This window comes from Bacillus sp. Bos-x628 (genome assembly GCF_040500475.1).
Classification (GTDB): Bacteria; Bacillota; Bacilli; order Bacillales; family Bacillaceae; genus Bacillus; species Bacillus maqinnsis.
Genome location: NZ_CP159358.1, coordinates 170,807 through 195,525 on the forward strand (window position 1 = coordinate 170,807; position 24,719 = coordinate 195,525).

The window sequence follows — 24,719 nt, forward strand, 5'->3', positions numbered from 1 at the left end:
ATGAAAAAAATAGGATTGTTCGGCGGTACATTTGATCCTCCGCATAATGGGCATTTGCTGATGGCCAATGAGGTGCGTTTTCAGGTGGGGCTTGATGAAATTTGGTTTATCCCAAATCACAAGCCTCCTCATAAAACGGGGCGAAAACGAGCAGACAGTCATCATAGGGTGAAAATGGTGGAAACGGCAATTCAGCCCAATCCGTATTTTCATCTGGAACTCATTGAAATGGAGCGAGAAGGTCCTTCTTATACAGTAGATACGGTGGAAATATTAAAAAAACGCCATCCTGAAGATGAGTTCTTTTTTATGATTGGAGCGGACATGGTTGATTATTTGCCTAAATGGCATCGAATTGATGATTTGCTTCAAATGATTACCTTTATCGGTATGAAAAGATCTGGTTTTCAAGGGGAAACGACCTATCCCCTTTTATTTGCGGATGTCCCTGTTTTTGATGTATCATCGACATTGATTAGGCAGCGAATGCAATTAGGAGAACCAGTTGATTATTTGATTCCGAAAGCTGTCGAGCGTTATATAAAGGAGCATCATTTATATGAATCGTGAAAAGGCATTGAACTGTGTCAAAGAACAGTTAACAGAGCATAGATATACACATACAATTGGGGTCATGAAGACAGCCATTTCATTAGCGGAACGATTTGGTGCAGATGTGAAAAAAGCAGAGATCGCAGCGATTTTTCATGACTATGCTAAATTTAGACCAAAGGAAGAAATGAAGGGAATCATACAAAATGAAGGAATGAACCCTCTGTTGCTTAACTATTCCCCTGAGCTCTGGCATGCTCCGGTTGGTGCATACTTAGTCAAAAAAGAAGCTGGTATAGAGGATCAAGAGGTTTTATCAGCGATTGAATTCCATACGTCTGGCAGACCAGGAATGACATTACTGGAAAAAGTGATATACGTGGCTGACTATATTGAACCAGGACGTCATTTTCCTGGCGTAGAAGAAGTGAGGGAGCTTGCAGAGAGTGATTTGGACAGTGCGCTTATTCAATCATTAAAAAACACAATCAACTTTTTAATGAAAAAGAATCAGCCGGTGTTTCCCGATACACTTGCAACCTACAACTCGCTTGTGCAAAAGAATAAATAAGGAGGAATAATTGAATGGATGCATCTACAGTTTTAAACATCGCAGCAGGAGCGTGTGATGATAAGCGGGCTGAGGATATTATTGCCCTGAATATGCAAGGGATTTCACTTGTTGCAGACTACTTTCTCATTTGTCATGGGAACTCTGATAAACAAGTGCAGGCCATTGCAAGAGAAGTGAAAAATCTTGCTGAAGAAAACGGAATTGAAGTCAAGAAGATGGAGGGCTTTGATGAGGCAAGATGGGTATTGATTGATCTAGGAGATATCATTGCTCATGTGTTCCATAGAGAAGAAAGAGGATATTATAACTTAGAAAAGCTATGGGGAGATGCGCCGAGAGAAACGCTTTCACTTGGCATTAACTCATGATTTATCAAGGGTTTGCAGGTGTTTATGATGAGCTTATGACACATGCACCTTATGATAAATGGGTTCATTGGATAGAGCAGCATGTCGAGCGAAATGCGAAAATTATTGATGTAGGCTGTGGTACGGGAGAGATTGCTCTTCGTTTAGCAAAAAATGGTCACACTGTGACTGGTGTTGATTTGAGTGAAGAAATGCTTGCATGTGCACAGCAAAAAGCACAGGCTCACAAGCAGTCGATTCAATTCCTGCATCAAGATATGAGAGAGCTTACAGGATTTGATCAGGCGTTCAAAGTAGCTGTTATTTGCTGTGATTCCCTGAACTACTTAAAAAACGAAAATGACGTCAAAAAAACCTTTAAAAACATGTTTCAGCTTTTAGAAGAAGATGGGGTTTTACTCTTTGACGTTCATACTCCTTATAAAATGGAAAAGGTATTCCCTGGTTCAACTTACGCAGATCAAGATGAAGAAATCAGCTATATTTGGCAAAGCCACCAAGGGGATGAACTGTATTCGGTCATTCATGAGTTAAGCTTTTTCGTAAAGGACGGAGATGTGTATCAACGCTATGATGAAACACATGAACAGCGCACTTTCACATGTGAGGCATATGCAGCATACCTTGAGTCTACTGGCTTTGAATGTATAGAGGTGACGGCTGATTTTACGAATGAAGCTCCTCAGGAAAGTGCCGAAAGATATTTTATATCAGCAAAGAAACCAAAAACCATCGTTTAATGGAACGATGGTTTTTTAAAACCCTTTTTTCGCTTGTTGCACATGTCATTAATTTCTGCGATCATCAGTAAACACACTTGGTGCATATTGATGACCAACTGCTTCAAGGTCTTCGTCGAATTTCTCATGTGTGTTCTGAAATAGGCGGTGAAACATATCTTGAACACCTGCTTCAAGCGCTTTAATGCCTTCCCCAGTGACGCCACCTTTCACACACACTTTGTCTTGCAGGGTAGGAAGGGTATAGACTTTTTTTTCAATCAAGCGGCCAAGTCCTACAAGCATATTTTCTGATAAGATGGTTGCTTCTTCAACTGTAATGTCCGTTTCTTGAGCGGATGCTTCAATCATTTTCTGGACAAGAAAGCTGATAAAGGCAGGTCCGCAACTGACAATATCAGAGGCAGCTCTTGTGATAGAATGGTGGATTTCGATTGGAGTTGAAATGTGAGAAGCCAGCTGTCTTAATGTTGTTTTTGTCGCCGTACTGCAAGATGAACCGAAAGTTAAGAGTGAAGCACCAGATAAGGCGCGGTTTGTGATGCTTGGAATAAGCCTTGCTGTTTGACAGGGAACGATGTCTTGTAATTGTTCAGGGTGAACTGGACTTGTGATGATGACAATGGTTTGTCGCTCTGTCAGCAGGTGGCTCATCTCTTTCAAGAGTGGATAAATATCAAGCGGTTTGACACAAACAAAGATAAAATCTTTATCTGTCACAACCTCTGCCAGTTGTTTTGTTACTTCAAGCTCTGGATAGTTCTTTTTTATATTGAACGCTTTTTCAATGGTCCGGTTTGTAATTGTGAAGGATGAGGGATTGACAGCCTTTGATTCAATAAATGCCTCAATGAGTATAGTACCCATGTTTCCTGTACCGATCAAACCTATATTCAAACGTTCTCCCCTCCTTAGACGCATAGGATCTGTTATCTTCTAAACAGTATGATATGTAGTGGCAAAATATGATTGAAAGAAGCGTGAGAAAGTGATGCGACTCATTCAGTTTAAAAAGTATAGTCTTTATATCATTGCATGTTTCATCATCACGATATGCATTGGTTTATTTTTAATACTTAGACAGGGGGACAACAAGACCGAACCTATCATAGTGAAGGAAAATAAAGAATTACAAGTACAAGCAGAAACGAAACAGGAAGAAACAGTAAATGAATCAACATCAATAGTTGTAGAGGTCAAGGGAGCCGTTCAAAAACCTGGAGTATATACTTTTCAATCTGAGGATCGTATTGAGGAAGCCATAAGGAGAGCAGGTGGTTTTACCCGCAAGGCAGACACGATTGAGATCAACCAAGCAGCAAAATTAGAAGACAGTATGATGATCTATGTTCCTAAGCAGGGGGAGTCAGTCCGGCAGCCACCTGTGGCAACTGCTGTCACCCCATCAGGTGATCAAAAGAGTCAAAGTGTAAACGTGAATCAAGCGGATGCAACTGAACTGCAGACAGTAAACGGAATAGGACCGGCCAAAGCTGAAGCAATCATCGCCTATAGAGAAGAACATGGGGAGTTTCAGCAAATTGACGACTTGCGAAAAATTTCAGGGTTTGGAGAGAAGACAGTTGAACGGCTAAAAGATCAGTTAACTGTAAAGTGAAATTGACGGTATAGAAAGAAGGCATGTACACTTAGTACCATACATCACTATGGAGGGATCAGCTCGTGGAAAGAATTTCATGGAATCAATATTTTATGGCACAAAGCCATTTGCTTGCTTTACGAAGTACCTGTGAGCGTTTAGCGGTTGGGGCAACCATCGTACGAGACAAGCGAATTATCGCAGGGGGATACAATGGTTCGATTGCCGGCGACGTACACTGTGCAGATGTAGGATGCTATGTCATTGATCACCATTGTGTACGCACAATCCATGCGGAAATGAACGCAATTTTGCAATGTGCAAAGTTTGGCGCACCAACAGCTGATGCGGAGATTTATGTGACACATTTCCCGTGTTTACAGTGCTGTAAGGCCATAATTCAAGCCGGGATTCGAACAGTTTATTATGCGAAGGATTATAAAAACCATCCTTACGCTGTCGATTTATTTCAGCAGGCCGGTGTTCTAACAGAGCAGGTTGAACTAGATGAAATGATCATTGATTTAAAAAATCAAGAAAAGTTGGCCTTTGTTGCAGATTTAATTGGGAAGCTGAGCGAATCTGGATTTAGCGAAACAGATATTCGACAAATGCATGAAAAGGCGAACCAATTATTTACTTCCTATGTTTAAATATTTGCCGTTTGGGGCAATTTCAGCAGCTGTCGGAATTGCCCTGACCGCATATGGACTTCATATTTATTTTCTACTCTTTCTTCTGATTTTCTTATTTCTTAGTCTATTGAAACAAATGCCTCAACTTTTCCTGACGGTCAGTTTATGTGGAACTGTCTATATACTCATTTATCTGTTTCATCAGTCACTCGAACCGGATTACACCGCACAGGAAACATTGTTTTCTGGTTCAGTGGTGATTGAAAGCATTCCGAAAATAGATGGCAATCGTTTTACAGCAGTTGTTTCAGCAGAGTCGCATGATCAGCTAATGACCTTCTATACCATTCAAACTGCACATGAAAAAGAGGTGCTGGACAGTGTGGAGCCAGGCATGCATTGTCAAATGACAGGAGATATTCGCTTGCCAAAACGATCAACAATTCCTAATGGATTTGCATACGATCAATTTTTAAAAACAAAAGGGATTGCTGTTATTTTTCTGCCTCAGTCTATTAAAAATTGTTTAAAGGGAGACAATCATTCATACATTCTCTCAACTATAAGACAACAGGGGCTTCGTTTTTTAGAAGAACATATTCCAAAAAACTCTGTCGGGATTGTTCAGGCATTGATTTTTGGAGAGCGTGAGTTGATTGATCCGGACACATTAAGAGATTATCAGACACTAGGCATTATTCATTTACTAGCGATTTCAGGGCTTCATGTTCAAACTCTACTAGCCTGTCTATTTTGGTGTATGCTCCGCATTGGAATGACAAGAGAGACAGCGCGCATTCTTTTGCTATTTTTTCTTCCGATTTATGCTTGTTTAACAGGTGCAGCACCATCCGTTTTACGCGCTTGTCTTATGGCTGGGCTATATATAATCATCACCAGCCTTCCAAAGGAAATGAAGCAGCCTTCTGTGTTTGTTTTAAGTGTGACGTTTTTACTGTTGTTAGCGATTCATCCGACTTATTTATTTGATATTGGCTTTCAGCTTTCCTACATTGTCACTTGTTTCATTTTGTTATCCGTCAATATCTTATCAAAAGCGAAAAGTACCATCATGCAGTTATTTCTCGTCTCCTTTATTGCGCAGCTTGCCTCACTGCCTGTTCTTTTATATCACTTCCAACAGTTTTCTTTGCTGAGCATCCCTCTCAATATGATATTTGTGCCTTTTTATACAGTGATCGTGATGCCTGCGTCCTTATTCTTTTTTGTTATTTCTTTTATTTATCTTCCGCTCGGTCAAGGGTTGTTTCAGCTTCTTGATTGGGTCATCCTATTAAGTCATCAATTGTCAGCTCATATGGCGGTTTATGATGCATTCAACCTTATATTGATGAAATCCACATGGTGGCATATCTTGTTTGAAGTCGTAGCCATTGTATTCCTGTTAGTTGTGTTAGAGTGCAAAAATTCTTTGAAGTCTTATGTTTTGCCTATTTTTTGTTTGATATTTGTCATCTGTGTACACTATTTCTCCCCGAACTGGAACAATAAAGCGGAGGTCACGATGCTGGATGTAGGACAAGGAGATAGTTTGTTTATCCAGCTACCCTATCGAAAGGGTCATATATTAGTGGATACCGGAGGAAGACTATCCTTTGAGCAAGAACCTTGGAAACAAAGGCGAAAAGTGTCTACAATCGGTGATCAAACGCTCATTCCATTTTTTACTGCTAAAGGAATAGCAAAACTTGATTTGTTATTCCTGACACATGCTGATCAAGACCATATGGGAGAAGCGGTACGCTTAATCAAACGAAACAAGGTGAAGCGGCTGGCAGTGCCAAAAGGCTTTGTGAGAAGTCCGGAGGATGCGCAAGTTCTAAAAGAAGCAGCTACAAGAGGGATACGTATTGATGAATTGGAAAGAGGAGATAAGCTTAAGATTGGCGGACTGGCATTTGATGTCCTTCATCCGAAATCAGGGCGGTCCACGAGTAAGAACAATGATTCACTTGTTCTTGCGTTTACAATTGGCGGAAAGCGTTTTATCTTAACAGGAGATCTTGAAAAAGAAGGGGAACGAGATATTATTGAGGCATATCCTCATTTGCGTGCAGATGTGTTGAAGGTTGGGCATCATGGTAGCAGGGGATCTACGAGTGATGAATGGCTTCGTCATATCATGCCGTCCTATGCGCTGATTTCGGCAGGCGAAGGAAATCGCTATCAACATCCTCATCGAGAAGTAATGACAAAATTAACTGAGAATCAAATTCGGATTTTTCGAACAGATGTAGATGGAAGTGTGACGTATGAATTTATCCAACAGAAAGGAACGTTTTATCGCTATCCTCCATATGATATCCTACAAAATCAATAAAAAAACTGCCAAAACGGCAGTCTTCAGAGTTCATGAAATGTTAAGATCCTACTAGGTGTATAATTGTTGCCAAAATAAACATTGAGGCGAAAAATCCGAATGAGACGATAAAACCAACTGCTGAGTCGACTGCGTCATTTCGTTTACTTTGAACATTTTTTTCAAATTCATTCATCTTCATCCCTCCTGGTTAATTTTAGTATACTTGAACTCGTTTGTAATTGCTAGAAGGTAAAGTCACCGTTTTCCATTTTCTTTATCATTTGATGAATATCGTCTGACTGCAAGCTGACCCGGGAGCTTGCGTTGGACGTTTACTATAAATGAGGAGGCGGCACTTTCAGCTTCCTCTTTACTAATTTCTCGACACACTTTAGGATAGAGGAGGAAGTGAAAGAGAGGGATTACTGATGGTATTTGATATATGGAACAATTTGAAAAAAGGGGATATTCATCCCGTTTATTGCTTATATGGAAAAGAAACTTACTTGCTTCAAGAGACAGCGGTTAAACTGAGACAGGCTGTTGTCGACGAGGAAACGAAGGATTTCAATTATTCCGTTTTTGATATGGAGGAAGTCTCTCTTGAACAAGCAGTAACTGATGCGGAAACATTTCCATTTATGGGAGAACGGCGCCTAGTCGTGATAAAGAATCCTTATTTCTTAACAGCCGAAAAGAAAAAAGAGAAGATAGAGCATCCACTATCTGTTTTAGAATCCTATTTAGAGGAGCCTGCGCCCTATACAATTCTTGTTTTATTAGCACCCTATGAAAAGCTGGATGAACGAAAGAAGATCACCAAACTGTTAAAAAAGAAAGCCGTCATTGTGGAGGCGAAAGAGCTTAATCCTAAAGAAACGACCGATTTTACGATCACGCTGGCAAAGACAGAAGGAAAGATGATTACTAGCGAAGCGGCTGAACAGCTTGTTATATTATGCGGCGGTCGTCTGTCATCAATCTTTCAAGAAGTTCGGAAGCTCAGTACATATATCGGTGAACGAGAGGAAATTGAGCTCTCTGATGTAAATCAGCTCGTTGCTCGGAGTTTAGAACAGAACATCTTTGAACTCATTAACCAAATTGTGAACCGTCACCGCTCTCAGGCGATGCAAATGTTTTATGACCTGCTAAAACAAAACGAGGAACCAATCAAAATATTGGCGCTCATTTCAAACCAATTTCGCTTAATCCTGCAGACAAAATATTTCGCACAACAAGGCTACGGACAAAAACAAATTGCATCTAATCTCAAGGTTCATCCATTTCGCGTAAAATTGGCATTGGACCAAGCGAGACTGTTTTCCGAAGAAGAACTAAAACAGATTGTTATAGAGCTCTCGACCATTGATTATGAAATGAAAACAGGTAAAAAGGACAAACAGTTGCTATTAGAGCTGTTCCTTCTCCGGTTATTAGGGGCATAAACATAAAAAACGACCTTCTGTAAAGAGGGTCGCTTTGTTTACATGTATCATTGCCAGTCTGTCCTCGGATGAGCCGGTCAGGACGGACGTACAGTTAAACAGGTGCCTCATAGCTGAGGCGTTGCAATCATTATGCAGAAAGTCCGTTCACTTTTTTAGCAAGTCTTGATTTGTAACGCGCAGCAGCGTTTTTGTGTACAAGACCAGTTTTAACGGCTTTGTCAATACGTTTTGCAGCAGAAGAAAGAGCAGCTTTTGCTTGCTCAGCATCGTTGTTAGCTACAGAAACTTCAACTTGTTTAATCGCAGTACGCATAGCAGACTTAATTGTTGCATTGTGTGCACGGCGTTCGTTATTCGTTTTTGTACGTTTGATCGCTGATTTAATATTTGGCATGTGTTTCACCTCCTAAGATACAACCTAAACACAATTGTCTTAAGGTTAAATCTTCACAATAGAACAAATTGTATTCTATCAAACACACCTTTAGAATGCAATATAAATGTAAAGTATTTTTCATTGATGAAGGGCTCGAATGTTTCTGTTATGAGATGGAAAGACTACTGCTAATTACGTTGTGGAAGGAGCCTTTTCATGAAGAAACAGGAAATCGATTTAAGTGTTTATCAAATCCGAACAGACTTGGCCGTTGAAACAAAAGAGATACTAGAACAGGAGAACGACCCCAATGTTGTGAAAAAGGGCGGTATTCAAGGGATTATCGAAAAGGAACAAGAAGAGCATGGCATTTGCATACGCACAGTGGAGATAACAAAAGAAGGGGAAGAGCTGACAGGAAAGAAAGCAGGTACATATCTTACACTTGAAGCGCAAGGAATTCGAGAGAAAGATTCCGAGATGCAAGAAAAAGTCGTTGAAGTATTTGCGCATACATTTGCTCAGTTTATAAAAGACCGTGGGATTTCTGAGGATGCCAGTTGTCTCGTTGTTGGTCTTGGAAACTGGAATGTGACGCCAGATGCCCTAGGTCCTCTCACAGTCGAAAGCCTGCTTGTCACGCGTCATTTATTCGAGTTGCAGCCAGAAAACGTGCAGGAAGGTTATCGTCCAGTTTCTTCTCTATCACCTGGTGTGATGGGTCTGACGGGCATTGAAACAAGTGACATTATACAAGGTGTGATTGAACGGTCTAAACCCGATTTTGTCATTGCGATAGATGCACTTGCCGCCCGTGCGGTTGAGCGAGTGAATACAACGATTCAAATCTCTGATACGGGTATCCACCCTGGATCGGGCGTAGGGAATAAGCGTAAAGAATTAAGCAAAGAAACATTGGGCATTCCAGTGATTGCAATTGGTGTACCGACCGTTGTTGATGCAGTAACGATTGCAAGTGACACGATTGATTATGTGTTAAAGCATTTTGGCAGAGAGCTGAAAGACGACCGTCCGTCACGATCTCTTGTTCCAGCTGGGATGTCGTTTGGAAAGAAAAAGGTGTTAAAAGATGAGGATTTGCCAGATGAAAAGACACGTCAATCTTTTCTAGGGATTGTAGGAACGCTTCCTGAAGAAGAAAAAAGACAGTTGATACATGAAGTACTTGCGCCGCTAGGGCAAAACTTAATGGTCACACCTAAGGAAGTGGACACTTTTATAGATGATATGGCCAACGTATTAGCCAATGGGTTAAATACAGCACTTCATCAAAAAATCTCACAGGATAACATGGGTTCCTATAATCATTAATCTGTTCTACTTTCTCTAGCTCGCTCATAGTGTAATTACTAGAAAGCGCGCTGGAGGGAGTAAATGATGAAAAAAAGACCCCGTCGTCCTCGTCAGTTGGTCGTTGCGATTAATGGGACCAAAGTAGTGAAAAGTATTTTCTTATTTATTGCCGCTCTTGTTGTTGTGTTTGTCATGACAGGGGCTTTGACATCTTTAAAGCCTGAACTGAGGCCTCAGGCATCACTATATGGTGTAGCAGATGAGCTGTCAGGTGCTTTTTTTGCAACACTTATGGGAATGGAAAATCAATATTTCTCCTCAGCAGTACCTAATGATCAGAAGAGGATGAATTTTTCTGGGCTGTCACTTAAACTTGCAACGAGTATCAATTTAGAGGACCCGCGTAGTTTTCTTGGCAGAGAGCTGCCGGGCTTTGAACATTTTGATACGAAAATCATATTAGCCGGTGAAGGGACAGACTATACCAACATGCCAATGGAATCACCTCCGCCGAGTGAAGTCATCAAAGATGAAAGAGAAGCCAATCTAGCAGAACTGGACAAGCTCAATGAAGGCGAGCCGAAGAAACCTGCTAAAGAGCCTGATCGATCAACAGGAAAACGGAAAGCTGTTTACATTTATCACACACATAACACGGAATCCTATTTGCCATTTTTAAAAGGTGAAACAAATCCAAACAATGCGCGGCACTCAAAAGTGAACGTGACGCTTGTCGGTGAAATGTTTGGGAAGGCGCTTGATCAGCAAGGGATTGGTAATACAGTAGACAAAACAGAAATTGAAAAAAGACTCCTGCAAAAAGGATTAAAATACCCGCAGTCTTATAACGAATCAAGATTAGTCGTGAAAGAAGCGATCGCTAAAAATGATGATCTCGATTACTTAATTGACATTCATCGAGATTCAAGAAGGAAAAAACATACAACAGTTGACATTAACGGGAAGAAATATGCGAGAATTGCATTTGTTGTTGGGAAAAAGAATCAAAACTATGAGAAAAATTTAAAACTGGCCACTGAATTTCATCATTTAATGGAGAAAAAATATAAAGGTCTCAGTGTTGGGGTATTTGCTAAAGGGGAAATTGGCGATAATGGGATTTATAATCAAGATTTATCTGACAAAGCCCTTCTCTTAGAATTTGGCGGTGTAGATAACAATATGGAAGAATTGAAAAACGCATCCAATGCAGCAGCGGATGTGTTCAGTGAATTATTCTGGGATGCAGAAAAAGTAAACGGCGGAGCAAAGGGTGAGAAAAAACGTTCTTGAGGTGGTGACGGGCATGGGCTCATTTATCGGGAAAAGCTTTATTTTAGGAATCGTCTTACTATTTGGCGTGTTTCTAGGGATGCAGCAAGCCAATAATGGAATGCTTCAAATGAAAGGCTATCACGATCCTGAGTTAAAAGGTGCTTTCTCCATTCAAGTAAATGACAATCAAGAGAGAGAAGCGTCGATCTTAGGAACAAACGTCTCAGAAAAGGACTTAGCAGAAAAGCAAAAGCAACTAGAAGAGATGGAAAGCTTTAATGCATTCTCCAAGGCGGGGAAAGCACTGTCTGACGGCATCACTAATGCAGCCCGCTCCCTTTATGATTGGGTGAAAGGAAATTAAAGAAACCTAACTGATGGACACTTTTCATTCATTTCATCAAAGCATTTTCAATGAGACATCTCCCATATGATGAAAGCCGCTGACCAAGGAGCGGCTTTTCTTGATTTCAATTGAATCTTTACAGCCCTATTGATATAATCTAACCTAGCGCAACCCGCGTTTTATAGTAGGAGTGATAGATTGTGACAGATAAAGAAAAACGATTAGAACGGCAATCAAGGATTCGAAATTTCTCCATTATCGCCCATATTGACCATGGGAAATCTACATTAGCGGACCGTATTTTAGAAAAGACAGCGGCGATTACACAACGAGAAATGAAAGAACAATTGCTTGATTCCATGGACTTAGAGCGTGAACGCGGTATCACGATTAAATTAAACTCTGTCCAGTTGAAATATAAGGCGAAGGATGGAGAAGAATATATTATGCACCTGATTGATACACCAGGGCATGTCGACTTCACCTATGAAGTATCTCGAAGCCTTGCTGCTTGTGAAGGTGCGATTTTAGTAGTAGATGCAGCACAAGGAATTGAAGCGCAGACACTTGCAAACGTATATTTAGCTCTTGATAACAACTTAGAAATTCTTCCGGTTATTAATAAAATCGACCTGCCGAGTGCAGAGCCTGAGCGTGTAAGAAAAGAAATTGAAGATGTCATTGGTTTAGATGCGTCTGAAGCTGTTCTGACCTCTGCTAAGGCGGGGATTGGAATTGAGGATATCTTAGAACAAATCGTTGAAAAAATTCCAGCACCCGCTGGAGATCCTGATGCACCGCTTCAAGCTCTCATATTCGATTCCCTATATGATGCATATCGTGGCGTCATTGCATACATACGTATTGTAGAAGGAACTGTGAAGCCAGGGCAGAAAATCAAAATGATGGCAACAGGCAAAGAATTCGAAGTGCTTGAAGTCGGCGTGTTCACACCAAAAGCAAAGCCGACAGATGAACTGACAGTCGGGGATGTCGGCTATTTAACAGCTGCAATTAAAAATGTCGGTGATACACGTGTAGGCGATACCATTACAAGTGCTGACAACCCTGCTAAAGAAGCTTTGCCAGGTTACAGAAAGCTGAACCCTATGGTTTACTGCGGACTTTATCCAATCGATACAGCGAAATATAACGATTTACGTGAGGCGTTAGAGAAGCTTGAATTAAATGACTCTTCCCTTCAATATGAAGCTGAGACATCCCAAGCACTTGGATTTGGTTTCAGATGTGGATTTTTAGGAATGCTTCACATGGAAATTATCCAAGAACGAATTGAACGTGAATTTAAAATTGATTTAATTACAACAGCACCAAGTGTTATTTACGAAGTGTATATGACAGACGGTGAAAAAGTCGTCGTAGATAACCCGTCCAATTTGCCAGACCCGCAAAAGATTGAACGAATTGAAGAGCCTTATGTCAAAGCAACGATGATGGTACCGAATGACTATGTTGGTTCTGTCATGGAACTTTGCCAAGGAAAGCGCGGCCATTTCATTGATATGCAATACCTTGACGCTAACCGCGTCAGCATTGTATACGAAATTCCTTTGGCGGAGATTGTCTATGAATTCTTTGACCAATTGAAATCCAACACAAAAGGATACGCCTCCTTTGATTACGAGCTAATTGGCTATCGCCCATCGACCCTTGTCAAAATGGACATCATGCTAAATGGGGAAAAAATTGACGCTCTTTCCTTTATTGTTCACCGTGATTATGCATATGAACGAGGAAAGGTTATCGTAGAAAAGCTAAAAGAACTGATTCCACGTCAGCACTTTGAAGTACCTGTCCAAGCAGCCATTGGTCAAAAAATCGTGGCTCGTTCCACCATTAAAGCGATGCGTAAAAACGTTCTTGCCAAATGTTATGGTGGAGACATTTCCCGGAAAAGAAAGCTTCTTGAGAAACAAAAAGAAGGAAAAAAGCGCATGAAGCAAGTAGGCTCTGTTGAAGTGCCGCAAGAAGCCTTCATGGCCGTTTTGAAAATGGACGACAGCTCTCCGAAGAAATAACTACCTCAAGGCAACCTGCTTTACAATGCATCCCTTGAAGTTGATAGTCAAAAACAAATGAAAGTGCCGCAGCGACAAACTGCGGCTCTTTACCTGTAAAGAAGGTGTCATCAAATGAAAGCAGCATACATTCACATCCCATTTTGTGAGCACATTTGCCACTATTGTGATTTTAATAAATTTTTGATCAAAACGCAGCCTGTTGATGAATACTTAGCCGCTCTGGAAAAAGAAATGCAGCATACGATCGAGCAAAAAGGCGAGCAAGAACTAAAGACGATTTTTATTGGCGGGGGAACCCCGACATCACTGACAGTCAGTCAGCTAGATCAACTGATGGACAGTATTCATCGTGTATTAAAACCGACAAGTCGCTTGATGGAATTTGCAGTTGAAGCGAACCCAGACGAACTATCGCTTGATAAACTGCATCTCCTCAAATCTGCTGGAGTGAACCGGCTAAGCTTTGGCGTACAAACATTTGAAGATGACTTGCTTAAAAAAATTGGTCGCGTTCATCAAAAGAAAGATGTCCTCACATCTTTCGAACGCGCAAGAGCGGTTGGGTTTGACAACATTAGTCTTGATCTCATGTTTGGATTGCCTCATCAAGAAACGCATCATGTGATGAATTCTCTTGAGACGGCTTTCTCTTTAGGCGCAGAACATTACTCTGTCTATTCGCTCATTGTCGAGCCAAAAACCGTGTTTTACAACTTGATGCAAAAAGGGAAGCTTCATCTGCCTCCGCAAGAACGTGAGGCTGAAGTGTATGAGCTTGTCATGGATGAAATGGAGCGTCATGGTTTAAAGCAGTATGAAATTAGCAATTATGCCAAGCCTGGCTTTGAAAGCAAACATAACCTCACGTATTGGAGCAATGAAGATTACTTCGGCTTTGGTGCGGGAGCGCATGGTTACGTAGATGGCGTCCGAAATGTCAACGCAGGACCTGTGAAACATTATTTGGAGCTGATAGAACAAACGGGATTTCCTTATAAGGAAACACATCAAGTCACAAAGACAGAAAAGATTGAAGAAGAAATGTTTTTAGGTCTTCGAAAAATTGAAGGCATCAACAAAGCCCATTTCCAAAACAAATATGGGAACACACCAGAAGCCCTGTTTCCCTTTATTATTGAAGAATTAGAAAAAAAAGGTCTCGTGATACAAGATGAAATGTGGATTCGTTTAACAAGAAAAGGAAAATTATTAGGAAATGAAGTATTTCAAGCGTTTCTCGGTGAGTTATAATTGACATTTTAATTTTAGTTTGGTAATTTTGTTTATACAATTAGCACTCGTTTAGAGAGAGTGCTAACAGGGGTGATGATGATGTTAACAAATCGTCAGCTTTTGATTCTGCAAGTTATCATTAATGACTTTATTCGTTCAGCGCAGCCAGTTGGATCAAGGACTCTTTCTAAGAAAGAAGACATTACGTTCAGCTCGGCAACAATTAGAAATGAAATGGCTGATTTGGAGGAACTCGGTTTTATTGAGAAAACCCATTCTTCATCAGGAAGAATTCCTTCAGAAAAAGGATATCGTTATTATGTAGATCATTTGCTCTCTCCACGAAAACTGTCGTCAAAAGAGCTTGTGCTCATCCAGTCAGCTTTTCAGGAGAAGATATTTGAGCTGGAAAAAACAGTTCAAAAATCGGCGGAAATTTTATCAGATCTCACAAACTATACTTCGATTGTGCTTGGTCCAAAGCTCAGTGAAAATCGGCTAAAACAAATTCAGCTTGTACCTGTACAACCTAACAAAGCAGTGGCCATCATGATTACAGACAGTGGCCATGTTGAAAACAAAACCATTACTTTCTCTGAGCATCTGGATGTCTCTGATATTGAGAAGCTGATGAATATTTTAAACAGCCGTCTCGTTGGGGTACCAATGGATCAGTTGAAGGATCGGATGTACAAAGAAGTCGTGAAGCTGCTTCGAGCGCATTTAAAAAATTACGATCATATTTTAGAGGCACTCGGCAACACATTTACATCGACTCATAATGAATCAAAACTTTTCTTTGGCGGGAAAATGAATATGTTGAATCAGCCAGAATTTCATGACATTGATCGCATTCGTTCATTGATGATGCTAATAGAACAAAAGAATGACGTCATGCAGCTGTTTCATCCAAATCAGAAAGGAATCACGATTAAAATCGGCTCAGAAAACAACTTGGAAGCAATGGAGAATTGTAGCTTAATTACGGCCACTTACTCGATAGATCAAAAATCTCTCGGTTCCATTGCAGTCATAGGTCCAACCCGCATGGATTATGAGCGAGTGGTCAGTCTTTTACATCATGTATCAAAAGACTTGTCAAACGCACTTTCCAATTTGTATGATGAGTAGGGTGATCATCATTGGGGGCGCTGCCCCTTCGGATGCTTGAATCTATTAAGGGAGGTGAACACAATGTCAGAAGAAAAACAGACACATGAGCAAGAAGCAGAGGTTGAAGCACAAGAAGAAGCAATTCAAGCAGAAGCAGAAACTGAGGAAGAAAAGCAAGATGAACAGCTTGACTTACAAGAGAAAATTGATGAATTGCAACAACTACTAGATGAAAAGGAAGATAAAATTCTGCGTGTTCAAGCAGATTTTGAAAACTATAAACGTCGTGCTCGAACTGAAGTGGAAACAGCACAAAAATATCGTTCTCAACATGTTGTTAGCGATCTTCTCCCAGCTCTTGATAATTTCGAAAGAGCGCTTGGAATTGATCCAGACAACGAGCAGACGAAAAGTTTATTAGAAGGAATGCAAATGGTTTACCGCCAGTTGTTAGAAGCGTTGAAAAAAGAAGGCGTTGAACCAATTGAAGCTGTCGGCAAAGAGTTCGATCCGAACCTTCATCAAGCCGTGATGCAAGTTGAAGATGAAAACTATGGTGCAAATATCGTTGTAGAAGAATTGCAAAAGGGCTACAAACTTAAAGACCGAGTCATTCGTCCATCAATGGTAAAAGTAAATCAATAACTACATAATGGGAGGTCATCGAATATGAGTAAAATCATTGGTATTGACTTAGGAACAACAAACTCATGTGTTGCAGTACTTGAAGGCGGAGAGCCGAAAGTCATTGCGAACGCTGAAGGAGCACGTACAACACCATCTGTTGTTGCTTTCAAAAATGGAGAGCGCCAAGTAGGTGAAGTAGCAAAACGTCAATCTATTACCAACCCAAACACAATCATGTCTATCAAAAGACATATGGGTACAGATTATAAAGTAGAGGTTGAAGGAAAGAAATATACACCGCAGGAAATCTCTGCGATCATTCTTCAGCACCTCAAATCTTACGCTGAAAGCTATCTTGGCGAAGAAGTCACAAAAGCAGTCATCACAGTTCCTGCATACTTCAACGATGCAGAACGCCAAGCAACGAAAGATGCTGGTAAAATCGCTGGTCTTGAAGTAGAGCGCATCATCAACGAACCAACAGCAGCCGCACTTGCTTATGGTTTGGATAAAACAGAAGAAGATCAAACGATTCTAGTATATGACCTTGGCGGCGGTACATTTGACGTCTCAATCCTTGAACTTGGAGATGGCGTCTTTGAAGTACGCTCAACTGCTGGGGACAACCGTCTAGGTGGAGATGATTTTGACCAAGTCATTATTGACTATCTAGTAGCTGAATTCAAAAAAGAGAATGGTATCGACCTTTCTAAAGATAAAATGGCACTTCAACGTTTAAAAGATGCTGCTGAAAAAGCGAAAAAAGATCTTTCGGGTGTATCATCTACACAAATTTCGCTTCCATTTATCACAGCTGGAGAAGCAGGTCCTCTTCACCTTGAGTTAACACTTACTCGTGCTAAGTTTGAAGAGCTTTCTTCTAAGCTTGTTGAACGTACGATGACACCTGTACGTCAAGCATTGAAAGATGCTGGTCTGTCTGCTAGCGATATTGATAAAGTAATCCTTGTTGGTGGATCAACTCGTATTCCTGCAGTTCAAGAAGCTATAAAAAAAGAAACAGGGAAAGAGCCTCATAAAGGTGTAAACCCTGATGAAGTGGTTGCATTAGGTGCTGCCATCCAAGGTGGAGTTATCACAGGAGATGTCAAAGACGTTGTCCTTCTTGACGTGACACCACTTTCTTTAGGAATTGAAACAATGGGCGGCGTATTCACGAAGCTGATTGAACGTAATACAACAATTCCAACAAGTAAATCTCAAATATTCTCTACCGCTGCTGACAACCAAACAGCTGTAGATATCCATGTATTACAAGGTGAGCGTCCAATGGCGGCGGATAACAAAACATTGGGCCGTTTCCAATTGACTGATATCCCGCCAGCACCACGCGGCGTGCCTCAAATCGAAGTTTCGTTTGACATCGATAAAAACGGTATTGTAAACGTTCGTGCGAAAGATATGGGTACTGGCAAAGAACAAAACATTACCATCAAATCTTCTTCTGGTCTTTCTGAAGAAGAGATCGAAAAAATGGTCAAAGAAGCGGAAGAAAACGCTGAAGCAGATGCGAAGAAAAAAGAAGAAATCGAAGTGCGCAACGAAGCCGATCAATTAGTGTTCACAACAGAAAAAACACTAAAAGATTTAGAAGGCAAAATCGATGAAGAGCAAGTGAAAAAAGCAAATGATGCGAAAGATGCATTAAAAGCTGCGATTGAAAAAGGCGAATTCGAAGACATCAAAGCGAAGAAAGATGAGCTCCAAACAATCGTTCAAGAATTAACAACAAAGCTCTATGAAGAAGCTGCAAAACAAGCACAAGCTCAGCAAGAAGGTGCTCAAAAAGCAGATGACAACGTAGTGGATGCAGAATACGAAGAAGTAAACGACGATCAAGAGAAAAAATAATCACCTTTACTTTTGAAAAAGACTGCTGAAACGTACTCGTCAGAAAGTCAAAGTCAGGATCTCTTGGCTTTGACTTTTTTCTTTTCGACGGTGAAAAGCAATTGAAAAAAGTTAAATCAAAATGATACAATCGTATTTATGTGAGAAAATCGGGAGTGTGAAGAGATGAGTAAGCGTGATTACTATGAAGTGCTTGGCGTTGGTAAGAGCGCCTCAAAGGACGAAATCAAAAAGGCATACCGCAAGCTTTCAAAAAAGTATCACCCTGATATTAATAAAGAAGCTGGCTCAGATGAGAAATTTAAAGAAATAAAAGAAGCGTATGAAACCCTTTCTGACGATCAAAAACGTGCCCAATATGATCAATTTGGTCATACCGATCCAAATCAAGGTTTCGGTGGCGGCGGCTTTGGCGGAGGAGACTTTGGCGGCTTTGGCGGCTTTGATGATATTTTCTCAAGTATTTTTGGCGGTGGTACTAGAAGGAGAGATCCAAATGCACCGCGTCAAGGAGCAGACCTTCAATATACAATGACGCTCTCTTTTGAAGAAGCGGCATTTGGAAAAGAAACCACAATTGAAATTCCTCGTGAAGAAACATGTGAGACGTGTAAAGGCTCCGGTGCAAAACCTGGCACGCAAGCAAAGACGTGTTCACATTGCGGCGGGTCTGGTCAATTAAGCGTTGAACAATCAACACCGTTTGGAAAAGTTGTGAACCGCAGAGTATGTAACTACTGCAGTGGAACTGGAAAACAAATTGATCATAAATGCTCAACATGTGGTGGCTCCGGCAAAGTGAGAAAGCGTAAAAAAATCAACGTCACCATTCCAGCAGGAGTAGATGACGGTCAGCAACTGAGAGTATCTGGCCAAGGTGAGCCGGGTGTAAATGGGGGACCTCCAGGTGATTTATTCGTCGTATTCCATGTGCGTGAGCATGAATTTTTCGAACGTGATGGAGATGACATTTACTGCGAAATGCCGCTAACCTTTGCACAAGCCGCATTAGGTGATGAAATCGAAGTACCAACATTACACGGCAAAGTGAAATTAAAAATTCCAGCAGGCACTCAGACAGGAACAAAATTTAGATTAAAAGGCAAGGGTGTAAAAAATGTGCGCGGTTATGGTCAGGGCGATCAGCATATCGTCGTGCGTGTTGTCACACCGACTAATTTAACAGAAGATCAAAAAGAGATTTTAAGAAAATTCGCTGAAGTGAGCGGAAATAAACCGGATGAACAAGAAATGAGCTTTTTCGATAAGGTAAAGCGCGCATTTAAAGGTGAATAAGAACGGATAAGGAGTTGGTAGTATTGAAGTGGTCAGAGATTAGCGTTCATACAACAAATGAAGCGGTGGAGCCGATCACCAATATTTTGCACGAAGCAGGTGCAAGTGGCGTCGTGATCGAGGACCCGCTTGATTTAATCAAGGAACGTGAAAATGTATACGGTGAGATCTACCAGCTCGATCCGAATGATTATCCGGATGAAGGCGTCATTGTGAAAGCCTATCTCCCTGTGAATAGCTTTTTGATGGAAACGGTAGATGAGATCAAAGAAGCCATCAACAATCTTCTTTTATATGATATTGATCTTGGGAATAACACTTTGTCCCTTTGTGAAGTGAATGAAGAAGAATGGGCAACTGCATGGAAAAAATACTATCATCCTGTGAAAATTTCTGAAAAATTCACCATCGTTCCGACTTGGGAAGAATACACACCTGTACAGTCTGATGAACTCATCATTGAAATGGACCCCGGGATGGCATTTGGAACAGGTACGCATCCAACAACGGTACTATGTATTCAAGCACTTGAACGATACGTCAAGGAAAACGATACAGTCATTGATGTTGGTACAGGTTCTGGAATTTTAAGTGTTGCGGCAGCAATGCTTGGTGCAAGAGAAATTCATGCCTTTGATCTCGACACTGTTGCAGTTGAAAGTGCGAAACAAAACATTGAATTAAATGGTGTTAGTGATTTAGTGACTGTGAAACAAAATAATTTACTTGACGGCATGACAGGAGAACATGATGTGATCGTTGCCAACATTCTAGCCGAGGTCATTCTGCGATTTACAGATCAGGCGTATGACCTATTGAAGAAGGGTGGCTGCTTTATTACATCAGGAATCATCGGACAAAAGAAATGGCAAGTCAAAACCGCTTTAGAAGAAGCTGGCTTTGAAATTGTGGAAGTGCTGTCAATGGAAGATTGGGTCGGCATGATAGCAAAAAAATAAAGCAAGTAGGTGTCAGGACACGTATGCAACGATATTTTATCGACCTCACAAAAGAAGAAGTCAAAGCAAGGGGAACCATCGTCATCACTGGTGAGGATGTGCATCATCTTTCGAACGTGATGCGAATGAAAGCAGGGCAGGAGATTCTTTGCTTAACAACAGACGGTTTTGAAGCAATCAGTACAATTGATACAATCACAAAGGAAGAAGTCATTTGTCTCCTTCATGGTTGGACGAACCAAAATAGAGAACTCCCGATTCAAGTCACTGTTGCAAGTGGTTTACCGAAAGGAGATAAGCTAGAGCTGATCATCCAAAAAGGCACTGAGCTTGGCGCAAATTCATTTGTCCCATTTCAAGCGGCTCGATCAATTACAAAGCTTGATCAAAAGAAATCACATAAAAAACGAGCGCGCTGGGAGAAAATTGCGAAAGAAGCGGCGGAACAATCATATCGCAATGTCGTTCCGGTTGTTCATCCTGTGTTCACTTTTAAAGAGCTGATTCAAATGACCAGTGAATTCGATAAATGTGTCGTTGCATACGAAGAATCATCGAAAGAAGGAGAGCAAAGCCGATTTAGTTCTTTGCTTCAAGAGATGAAAAGCGGACAAACCCTATTATTGGTTTTTGGCCCGGAAGGCGGATTGGCGGAAAAGGAGATTGAAGAACTTGAAACGATTGGAGCTGTTATTTGCGGACTCGGACCACGCATTTTAAGAACAGAAACAGCTCCACTTTACGCCCTTTCTGCTATTTCTTATCAAACAGAGTTATTAAGAGGTGAATTATTATGGGAACAGTAGCGTTCCATACGCTTGGCTGTAAGGTCAATCACTATGAAACAGAAGCCATCTGGCAGTTATTTAAAGAAGCTGGCTATGAAAGAAGAGATTATGATTCAAAAGCAGACGTCTATGTCATTAACACATGCACGGTTACCAATACAGGTGATAAAAAAAGTCGTCAAGTCATTAGAAGAGCCATTCGTCATAATCCAGACGGCGTCATTTGTGTCACAGGCTGTTATGCACAAACGTCTCCTGCAGAAATCATGGCGATTCCTGGAGTAGATATTGTTGTTGGTACACAAGACAGACATAAATTACTTGGTTACATTGAAGAATATCGTAGAGAAAGACAGCCGATTAATGGTGTTGGCAACATCATGAAAGCACGGGTGTTTGAAGAACTTGACGTTCCTGCCTTTACAGACCGCACACGCGCTTCATTAAAAATCCAAGAAGGCTGTAACAACTTCTGTACGTTTTGCATCATCCCATGGGCACGTGGACTTCTGCGCTCTCGTGACCCTGAAGAGGTCATCAATCAAGCAAAACAGCTTGTTGATGCCGGCTATAAAGAAATTGTGTTAACAGGCATTCACACAGGCGGATACGGAGAAGACTTAAAGGATTATCATTTTGCTAAGCTTCTGAAAGAATTAGATGAACGTGTCATCGGTTTAAAACGAATTCGCATCTCTTCAATTGAAGCTAGTCAAATAACAGATGAAGTGATTGAAGTGCTGGATCAGTCTGATAAAATCGTTAGACATCTGCACATTCCGCTGCAATCTGGCTCTAATACCGTTCTCAAAAGAATGCGCCGCAAATATACGATGGAATTCTTTGCAGAGCGTTTAACAAAGCTGAAAAAGGCTCTTCCAGGTCTTGCTGTGACATCTGATGTGATTGTTGGATTCCCTGGAGAAACAGAAGATGAGTTTATGGAAACCTACAATTTTGTCAAAGATCATCAATTTTCTGAACTCCACGTATTCCCTTACAGCAAACGTACGGGCACTCCGGCTGCAAGAATGGAAGACCAAGTAGACGAAAATGTCAAAAATGAACGCGTGCACCGCCTGATCGCTCTTTCTGACCAGCTTGCGAAAGAATATGCGTCAGCATATGAAGGAGATGTACTAGAGATTATCCCTGAAGAATCCTTCAAAGAAAAAGACGGAGAGCACAATCTTTTTGTTGGCTATACAGATAACTACATGAAGGTCTTATTTGAAGGTAGTGAAGACATGATCGGTCAATTGGTCAAAGTCAAAATTACGAAAGCAGGCTATCCTTATAACGAAGGGCAGTTTGTACGTATAAGCGATGACATGCAAACAAATAAGGTAAGAATGACGTCATAATACGCGAAAGCCGGCTGCCAAAGGCAAGCCGGTTTTTATTTCGTCTGATTCGGTAAAAGAAATAAAATCAATGAATAAAAGGGGTGAAGGAATGGGAAGAACAATAACGAACTGACGGTATTAAATAGCAAGCTGAAATGGGCAATTTGTTGTGCAGGAGAACTTTCTAGAAGTTCAACGAATTCAGTGATCATGGTGAGAAATGGGAGGCATAATAGCACCCCGATTACATTAAACACCACATGCGCATATGCGGTTTGCCGAGCAGCGTAGCCTCCAGATATCGAAGCCATCACTGCAGTAATGCATGTACCAATATTGGAGCCTAATACAAAGCTGATCCCTTCCTGTAGAGCCACAGTTCCTTCATTCATAAATCCCATCAATATGCCGATACAAACAGAGCTAGAATGAACAATGGCGGTAAAAATCGTTCCTAATAGAAGAGCTGTCCAATTTGAGTGCTCCATCATTTCAAGGAACTTCATCATTTCTGGTTGACTTGTCATCATACCTGCAATTTTTGAAAATCCTTGAATGCAAAAAAAGATCATTCCAAGACCAAATATACTTTTCCCTGCATGCTTGAATGGTCTTTGACCGAAAATGATCAGCAGAAGACCGGTTGCGATCAGCACCCACATGAATACGTCCATTTCTATCGCAATAAACTCTGTTGTAAATGTGGAGCCGATATTCGTCCCAAGTATCATTGGAATCGACTTCTTAAATGTAAGGATCCCTGTACTCACAAAGCCAATGACAATGACCATAAACGCCGAACTGCTTTGGAGAACGCCCGTAAACACAATACTGACCAAAAAGGCTTTAAGCGGATGATCAGTAAAGACAAGAAGCGACTTCTCAATATGAGACGATGTAAGGGCAATTAACCCTCTCCTCAGCAAGCCCATTGACCATAAAAAAATGAAAATAAGTGCACAAAAATAAATGAGCGCAATCATAGAAAAGTCCTCCTCTTACCAATGAATATATGGACTTGTCTACCTGCTCATGACGAAAATATATTTCCAAATCACTTAGTTGACCTCACAGTAGGCTTATATTATAATATCTAGGTACATGTTTGCATGTATATCTTTTTTTAATGCAGTCGATTGGTGTATTCGGAGGGAGGGAAAGAGAATGTCAAAAACGGTCGTTAGAAAAAACGAATCGCTTGAAGATGCTCTTCGTCGCTTTAAACGCAGTGTATCCAAAACTGGAACATTGCAAGAAGCAAGAAAGCGTGAATTTTATGAAAAACCTAGCGTAAAGCGCAAGAAAAAGTCCGAAGCTGCTAGAAAACGCAAATTTTAAAAGAGGGTGGATTTATGAGTCTTCTTGAGCAATTAAATTCTGACATGAAGCTTTTTATGAAAAACCGTGAGAAAGACAAGCTTGTTGTCATTCGTATGGTGAAGGCTTCGCTCCAAAATGAAGCAATAAAGCTTAAGAAAGACAGTTTGACCAGCGATGAGGAACTAACCGTCCTTTCCCGCGAGATTAAGCAACGTAAAGACTCCCTCCATGAATTTTCGAAAGCTAATCGTTTAGATTTAGTAGATAAAGTTCAAAAAGAGATTGACATTTTAGACGTTTATTTACCTGAACAATTGTCTGAGGAAGAACTGCAAACCATCGTTAAAGAAACGATTGCTGAAACAGGCGCTTCATCAAAGGCTGATATGGGTAAAGTCATGAGCGCTATTATGCCAAAAGTAAAAGGTAAAGCTGATGGTGCTGTCGTTAACAGACTTGTCAGCGAGCAGCTGTCTAAATAAAAAAGTATCCTTCTAAAGTTAGAAGGATACTTTTTTTATGCCTTTCACAAACCTGTCATATAAAAATGAAACCTATGATACATTTGT

The 24,719-nt window shown here is 40.8% G+C and carries 26 protein-coding genes; 22 read left to right on the plus strand and 4 right to left on the minus strand.

Features of this window, described 5'->3' with window-relative positions; all coding sequences use genetic code 11:
* The 4 genes from ABVJ71_RS00855 to ABVJ71_RS00870 are packed head-to-tail and all read left to right on the plus strand — an operon-like array spanning window position 1 to window position 2,234.
* Entirely contained in the window at window positions 1-570 is a 570-nt protein-coding gene (locus tag ABVJ71_RS00855) for a nicotinate-nucleotide adenylyltransferase (RefSeq protein ID WP_353855169.1), read from the plus strand.
* Window positions 560-1,123: a bis(5'-nucleosyl)-tetraphosphatase (symmetrical) YqeK gene (gene yqeK / locus ABVJ71_RS00860; protein ID WP_353855170.1), complete on the plus strand. Its 564-nt coding sequence runs from the start codon at window positions 560-562 to the stop codon at window positions 1,121-1,123. The genes ABVJ71_RS00855 and yqeK overlap by 11 nt, the downstream gene beginning before the upstream one ends.
* Before the next feature lie 14 nt (window positions 1,124-1,137).
* Window positions 1,138-1,494: a ribosome silencing factor gene (gene rsfS / locus ABVJ71_RS00865; protein WP_353855171.1), complete on the plus strand. Its 357-nt coding sequence runs from the start codon at window positions 1,138-1,140 to the stop codon at window positions 1,492-1,494.
* On the plus strand, window positions 1,491-2,234 hold the full coding sequence (locus ABVJ71_RS00870) for a class I SAM-dependent methyltransferase (RefSeq protein WP_353855172.1): 744 nt from the start codon (window positions 1,491-1,493) through the stop codon (window positions 2,232-2,234). Before rsfS ends, ABVJ71_RS00870 begins: the two co-directional genes overlap by 4 nt.
* A 48-nt stretch (window positions 2,235-2,282) precedes the next feature.
* On the opposite strand, the gene comER is transcribed toward ABVJ71_RS00870, so the two are convergent.
* On the minus strand, window positions 2,283-3,131 hold the full coding sequence (comER, locus tag ABVJ71_RS00875; protein ID WP_353855173.1) for a late competence protein ComER: 849 nt from the start codon (window positions 3,129-3,131) through the stop codon (window positions 2,283-2,285).
* 214 nt (window positions 3,132-3,345) lie between these two features.
* Here comER and ABVJ71_RS00880 point away from each other — a divergent pair, with 214 nt between their 5' ends.
* From ABVJ71_RS00880 to ABVJ71_RS00890, 3 genes are all read left to right on the plus strand, one after another.
* A complete protein-coding gene (locus ABVJ71_RS00880; protein WP_353855174.1) occupies window positions 3,346-3,852 on the plus strand; it encodes a helix-hairpin-helix domain-containing protein in 507 nt (168 codons plus the stop codon).
* A 65-nt stretch (window positions 3,853-3,917) separates the two neighbouring features.
* On the plus strand, window positions 3,918-4,487 hold the full coding sequence (locus ABVJ71_RS00885) for a ComE operon protein 2 (protein WP_353855175.1): 570 nt from the start codon (window positions 3,918-3,920) through the stop codon (window positions 4,485-4,487).
* Window positions 4,480-6,810 carry a DNA internalization-related competence protein ComEC/Rec2 gene (locus tag ABVJ71_RS00890; RefSeq protein WP_353855176.1) on the plus strand — a complete coding sequence of 777 codons (2,331 nt, stop codon included), beginning with the start codon at window positions 4,480-4,482 and terminating at the stop codon, window positions 6,808-6,810. Before ABVJ71_RS00885 ends, ABVJ71_RS00890 begins: the two co-directional genes overlap by 8 nt.
* A gap of 40 nt (window positions 6,811-6,850) precedes the next feature.
* Here the strand turns inward: ABVJ71_RS00890 and ABVJ71_RS00895 are convergent, their stop codons facing one another.
* Window positions 6,851-6,985, minus strand: coding sequence for a YqzM family protein (locus ABVJ71_RS00895; RefSeq protein ID WP_353855177.1), 135 nt, complete (start codon window positions 6,983-6,985; stop codon window positions 6,851-6,853).
* A gap of 235 nt (window positions 6,986-7,220) precedes the next feature.
* Here ABVJ71_RS00895 and holA point away from each other — a divergent pair, with 235 nt between their 5' ends.
* Complete coding sequence (gene holA, locus ABVJ71_RS00900; RefSeq protein WP_353855178.1) at window positions 7,221-8,240, plus strand: DNA polymerase III subunit delta; 1,020 nt, start codon at window positions 7,221-7,223, stop codon at window positions 8,238-8,240.
* A 130-nt stretch (window positions 8,241-8,370) separates the two neighbouring features.
* On the opposite strand, the gene rpsT is transcribed toward holA, so the two are convergent.
* Window positions 8,371-8,637, minus strand: a complete 267-nt coding sequence (gene rpsT, locus ABVJ71_RS00905; protein WP_353855179.1) for a 30S ribosomal protein S20 — start codon at window positions 8,635-8,637, stop codon at window positions 8,371-8,373.
* Window positions 8,638-8,835: 198 nt separating this feature from the next.
* On the opposite strand from rpsT, the gene gpr reads away from it, so the two are divergent.
* From gpr to mtaB, 12 genes are all read left to right on the plus strand, one after another.
* On the plus strand, window positions 8,836-9,951 hold the full coding sequence (gpr, locus tag ABVJ71_RS00910) for a GPR endopeptidase (protein WP_353855180.1): 1,116 nt from the start codon (window positions 8,836-8,838) through the stop codon (window positions 9,949-9,951).
* Between the two features lie 66 nt (window positions 9,952-10,017).
* Window positions 10,018-11,226, plus strand: a complete 1,209-nt coding sequence (locus ABVJ71_RS00915) for a stage II sporulation protein P (RefSeq protein ID WP_353856500.1) — start codon at window positions 10,018-10,020, stop codon at window positions 11,224-11,226.
* A 13-nt stretch (window positions 11,227-11,239) separates the two neighbouring features.
* Complete coding sequence (locus tag ABVJ71_RS00920; protein ID WP_353855181.1) at window positions 11,240-11,572, plus strand: YqxA family protein; 333 nt, start codon at window positions 11,240-11,242, stop codon at window positions 11,570-11,572.
* A gap of 182 nt (window positions 11,573-11,754) precedes the next feature.
* Window positions 11,755-13,593: a translation elongation factor 4 gene (gene lepA / locus ABVJ71_RS00925; protein WP_353855182.1), complete on the plus strand. Its 1,839-nt coding sequence runs from the start codon at window positions 11,755-11,757 to the stop codon at window positions 13,591-13,593.
* Window positions 13,594-13,707: 114 nt separating this feature from the next.
* Window positions 13,708-14,847: a radical SAM family heme chaperone HemW gene (hemW, locus tag ABVJ71_RS00930; protein ID WP_353855183.1), complete on the plus strand. Its 1,140-nt coding sequence runs from the start codon at window positions 13,708-13,710 to the stop codon at window positions 14,845-14,847.
* An 81-nt stretch (window positions 14,848-14,928) separates the two neighbouring features.
* Window positions 14,929-15,960 carry a heat-inducible transcriptional repressor HrcA gene (gene hrcA, locus ABVJ71_RS00935; RefSeq protein ID WP_353856501.1) on the plus strand — a complete coding sequence of 344 codons (1,032 nt, stop codon included), beginning with the start codon at window positions 14,929-14,931 and terminating at the stop codon, window positions 15,958-15,960.
* A 63-nt stretch (window positions 15,961-16,023) separates the two neighbouring features.
* Window positions 16,024-16,587, plus strand: a complete 564-nt coding sequence (gene grpE, locus ABVJ71_RS00940; protein ID WP_353855184.1) for a nucleotide exchange factor GrpE — start codon at window positions 16,024-16,026, stop codon at window positions 16,585-16,587.
* Window positions 16,588-16,611: 24 nt separating this feature from the next.
* Window positions 16,612-18,441, plus strand: a complete 1,830-nt coding sequence (gene dnaK, locus ABVJ71_RS00945) for a molecular chaperone DnaK (protein ID WP_353855185.1) — start codon at window positions 16,612-16,614, stop codon at window positions 18,439-18,441.
* Between the two features lie 165 nt (window positions 18,442-18,606).
* Window positions 18,607-19,737 carry a molecular chaperone DnaJ gene (gene dnaJ, locus ABVJ71_RS00950; protein ID WP_353855186.1) on the plus strand — a complete coding sequence of 377 codons (1,131 nt, stop codon included), beginning with the start codon at window positions 18,607-18,609 and terminating at the stop codon, window positions 19,735-19,737.
* A gap of 23 nt (window positions 19,738-19,760) precedes the next feature.
* Complete coding sequence (gene prmA / locus ABVJ71_RS00955) at window positions 19,761-20,696, plus strand: 50S ribosomal protein L11 methyltransferase (RefSeq protein ID WP_353855187.1); 936 nt, start codon at window positions 19,761-19,763, stop codon at window positions 20,694-20,696.
* Between the two features lie 23 nt (window positions 20,697-20,719).
* Window positions 20,720-21,502 carry a 16S rRNA (uracil(1498)-N(3))-methyltransferase gene (locus ABVJ71_RS00960; RefSeq protein WP_353855188.1) on the plus strand — a complete coding sequence of 261 codons (783 nt, stop codon included), beginning with the start codon at window positions 20,720-20,722 and terminating at the stop codon, window positions 21,500-21,502.
* Complete coding sequence (gene mtaB, locus ABVJ71_RS00965) at window positions 21,490-22,848, plus strand: tRNA (N(6)-L-threonylcarbamoyladenosine(37)-C(2))-methylthiotransferase MtaB (protein ID WP_353855189.1); 1,359 nt, start codon at window positions 21,490-21,492, stop codon at window positions 22,846-22,848. Before ABVJ71_RS00960 ends, mtaB begins: the two co-directional genes overlap by 13 nt.
* 35 nt (window positions 22,849-22,883) lie before the next feature.
* On the opposite strand, the gene ABVJ71_RS00970 is transcribed toward mtaB, so the two are convergent.
* A complete protein-coding gene (locus ABVJ71_RS00970) occupies window positions 22,884-23,813 on the minus strand; it encodes a Na/Pi symporter (RefSeq protein ID WP_353855190.1) in 930 nt (309 codons plus the stop codon).
* A 181-nt stretch (window positions 23,814-23,994) separates the two neighbouring features.
* On the opposite strand from ABVJ71_RS00970, the gene rpsU reads away from it, so the two are divergent.
* Both rpsU and ABVJ71_RS00980 read left to right on the plus strand, forming a co-directional pair.
* Window positions 23,995-24,168 (plus strand): 30S ribosomal protein S21, encoded by a 174-nt coding sequence (gene rpsU / locus ABVJ71_RS00975; protein ID WP_003152957.1) that lies wholly within the window; start codon window positions 23,995-23,997, stop codon window positions 24,166-24,168.
* Between the two features lie 14 nt (window positions 24,169-24,182).
* Window positions 24,183-24,632, plus strand: coding sequence for a GatB/YqeY domain-containing protein (locus tag ABVJ71_RS00980; protein WP_353855191.1), 450 nt, complete (start codon window positions 24,183-24,185; stop codon window positions 24,630-24,632).
* The last annotated feature ends 87 nt before the right edge of the window (window positions 24,633-24,719 follow it).

Coding starts and splice junctions, on each gene's coding strand:
- yqeK (WP_353855170.1), top strand. CDS start 560: ATGAATCGTGAAAAGGCATTGAACTGTGTCAAAGAACAGTTAACAGAG.
- ABVJ71_RS00895 (WP_353855177.1), bottom strand. CDS start 6,985: ATGAATGAATTTGAAAAAAATGTTCAAAGTAAACGAAATGACGCAGTC.
- ABVJ71_RS00890 (WP_353855176.1), top strand. CDS start 4,480: ATGTTTAAATATTTGCCGTTTGGGGCAATTTCAGCAGCTGTCGGAATT.
- dnaK (WP_353855185.1), top strand. CDS start 16,612: ATGAGTAAAATCATTGGTATTGACTTAGGAACAACAAACTCATGTGTT.
- dnaJ (WP_353855186.1), top strand. CDS start 18,607: ATGAGTAAGCGTGATTACTATGAAGTGCTTGGCGTTGGTAAGAGCGCC.
- rpsU (WP_003152957.1), top strand. CDS start 23,995: ATGTCAAAAACGGTCGTTAGAAAAAACGAATCGCTTGAAGATGCTCTT.
- ABVJ71_RS00960 (WP_353855188.1), top strand. CDS start 20,720: ATGCAACGATATTTTATCGACCTCACAAAAGAAGAAGTCAAAGCAAGG.
- ABVJ71_RS00855 (WP_353855169.1), top strand. CDS start 1: ATGAAAAAAATAGGATTGTTCGGCGGTACATTTGATCCTCCGCATAAT.
- ABVJ71_RS00915 (WP_353856500.1), top strand. CDS start 10,018: ATGAAAAAAAGACCCCGTCGTCCTCGTCAGTTGGTCGTTGCGATTAAT.
- ABVJ71_RS00870 (WP_353855172.1), top strand. CDS start 1,491: ATGATTTATCAAGGGTTTGCAGGTGTTTATGATGAGCTTATGACACAT.
- ABVJ71_RS00970 (WP_353855190.1), bottom strand. CDS start 23,813: ATGATTGCGCTCATTTATTTTTGTGCACTTATTTTCATTTTTTTATGG.
- grpE (WP_353855184.1), top strand. CDS start 16,024: ATGTCAGAAGAAAAACAGACACATGAGCAAGAAGCAGAGGTTGAAGCA.
- holA (WP_353855178.1), top strand. CDS start 7,221: ATGGTATTTGATATATGGAACAATTTGAAAAAAGGGGATATTCATCCC.
- ABVJ71_RS00920 (WP_353855181.1), top strand. CDS start 11,240: ATGGGCTCATTTATCGGGAAAAGCTTTATTTTAGGAATCGTCTTACTA.
- rsfS (WP_353855171.1), top strand. CDS start 1,138: ATGGATGCATCTACAGTTTTAAACATCGCAGCAGGAGCGTGTGATGAT.
- hrcA (WP_353856501.1), top strand. CDS start 14,929: ATGTTAACAAATCGTCAGCTTTTGATTCTGCAAGTTATCATTAATGAC.
- rpsT (WP_353855179.1), bottom strand. CDS start 8,637: ATGCCAAATATTAAATCAGCGATCAAACGTACAAAAACGAATAACGAA.
- hemW (WP_353855183.1), top strand. CDS start 13,708: ATGAAAGCAGCATACATTCACATCCCATTTTGTGAGCACATTTGCCAC.
- gpr (WP_353855180.1), top strand. CDS start 8,836: ATGAAGAAACAGGAAATCGATTTAAGTGTTTATCAAATCCGAACAGAC.
- mtaB (WP_353855189.1), top strand. CDS start 21,490: ATGGGAACAGTAGCGTTCCATACGCTTGGCTGTAAGGTCAATCACTAT.
- ABVJ71_RS00980 (WP_353855191.1), top strand. CDS start 24,183: ATGAGTCTTCTTGAGCAATTAAATTCTGACATGAAGCTTTTTATGAAA.